The organism is Xanthobacter autotrophicus (genome assembly GCF_030015065.1).
In the GTDB taxonomy this organism is placed as follows: Bacteria; Pseudomonadota; Alphaproteobacteria; order Rhizobiales; family Xanthobacteraceae; genus Xanthobacter; species Xanthobacter autotrophicus_D.
Genome location: NZ_JAIVFN010000249.1, coordinates 1 through 1,763, shown reverse-complemented (window position 1 = coordinate 1,763; position 1,763 = coordinate 1). Strand labels below are relative to the sequence as shown.

1 protein-coding gene and 1 pseudogene are annotated in these 1,763 nt (G+C 69.4%); both read left to right on the top strand.

The features are described 5' to 3' along the window. Window positions 1–207, top strand: a pseudogene (locus tag K9U40_RS22845) (hypothetical protein); the annotation flags it as partial. A gap of 129 nt (window positions 208–336) precedes the next feature. Next, on the top strand, window positions 337–1,683 hold the full coding sequence (locus K9U40_RS22840; RefSeq protein WP_282892380.1) for an L-serine ammonia-lyase: 1,347 nt from the start codon (window positions 337–339) through the stop codon (window positions 1,681–1,683). The last annotated feature ends 80 nt before the right edge of the window (window positions 1,684–1,763 follow it).

The following is a 1,763-nucleotide window of genomic DNA, read 5'->3' as shown; positions in this document are numbered from 1 at the left end:
CGCTCGCGCCCCATCGGCTGTTCCTGGCAGGTGATGAGCCCCGGCCGGCGCCCGGCGCGCTCGTCCTGCGGCATCGACATCCAGCCCACCGCCGACCTCGGCGATCCCGGCGCCTTCGACTACATCGCGGTGGTGACGGGATGGGAGGGCCGCAGCTGTGACCGGGAACAATCGGAACCCTCTCCCGCAAGCGGGAGTAGGGAGTAACCGCGCTCTGTTTCAGACCACGTTTCGACTTCGCGAGACCCTTTCCCAAGCGCGGGAAAGAGAACGGACCGGCGCGCGCCGAAACGGCGTTGCCCAACACAGCACCCCACCCCACGAACGAGGCAACGGATGATCAGCGTGTTCGACCTCTTCAAGATCGGCATCGGCCCGTCCTCGTCGCACACGGTGGGGCCCATGGTGGCGGCGCGGCGGTTTCGCGAGGCCCTGCCGCAGGGCGCGCGGCGCGTCACGGCGGAACTGTTCGGCTCACTGGCCTGGACCGGCAAGGGCCATGGCTCCGACACCGCCATCTGCCTCGGCCTCATGGGCGCTTCGCCCGATACCCTCGACCCGGACGAGGTGCCGGTGCTCACCGCCCGCCTCGCCATCAAGAAATTCATCGAGGTGGGCTGCGCCCGCATCGCCTTCGATGCCGAGCGCGACCTGATCTTCGATTTCGCGACGCTCCTGCCCCTGCACTCCAACGGCATGCGCTTCCGCGCGTTCGGTGAAAACGGCACGATGCTGGACGAGCGCGTGTTCTATTCCATCGGCGGCGGCTTCGTGGTGGAGGAGGGCGAGGCGCGCGAGGCGCCGGCCCGCGACGTGCCCCACCCCTTCGCTACGGCGGCGGAACTGCTCTCCGCCTGCGCCCGCGCGGGCCTTTCCATCGCCGGCCTCCAGATGGCGAACGAATGCGCCCTGCGCCCCCGCGCCGACGTGGAGCGGGGCCTCGACGCCATCCTTGACGCCATGTTCGCTTCCATCGACCGGGGGCTGGCCCGCGACGGCGCCCTGCCCGGCCGGCTCAGGGTGAAGCGGCGCGCCAAGGCCATCCACGAGAAGCTGGAAGCGGACCGCCTCACCAACACCCGCCCGCCCCACGAGATCATGGACTGGGTCTCGGTATTCGCCATGGCGGTGAACGAGGAGAATGCCGCCGGCGGGCGCATCGTCACCGCGCCCACCAACGGGGCGGCGGGCATCGTGCCGGCGGTGCTGCGCTATGTGCGCGACATCTGCCCTGAGACCACGAACGTTCAGCTCCACGCCTTCCTTTTGACGGCGGCGGCGGTGGGCGCGCTCATCAAGCGCAACGCCTCCATTTCCGGCGCCGAGGTGGGCTGCCAGGGCGAGGTGGGCTCGGCCGCCTCCATGGCGGCGGCGGGGCTCGCGGCGGTGCTGGGGGCAAGCCCGGCGCAGATCGAGAACGCCGCCGAAATCGCCATGGAGCACCATCTCGGCATGACGTGCGATCCCATCGGCGGGCTGGTGCAGATCCCCTGCATCGAGCGCAACGCCTTCGGGGCGAACAAGGCCATCGCCGCCGCCTCGCTGGCGCTCAGGGGCGACGGCATCCACCACGTCTCCCTCGACCAGGTGATCGAGACCATGCGCCAGACCGGCGCCGACATGCAGTCCAAATACAAGGAAACCTCGCAAGGCGGCCTCGCGGTCAACGTGCCGGAATGCTGAGAGCCCAGCGAACTCCGGTTTCAAATCCGTTGTCACGGCCGAATAGGCCCTCTGCGACGTCCATATCCGCCGCCTTCCCC

Bases quoted from the DNA above. Each gene is read 5' to 3' on its own strand.
- K9U40_RS22840 (WP_282892380.1), top strand. From the start codon at position 337: ATGATCAGCGTGTTCGACCTCTTCAAGATCGGCATCGGCCCGTCCTCG.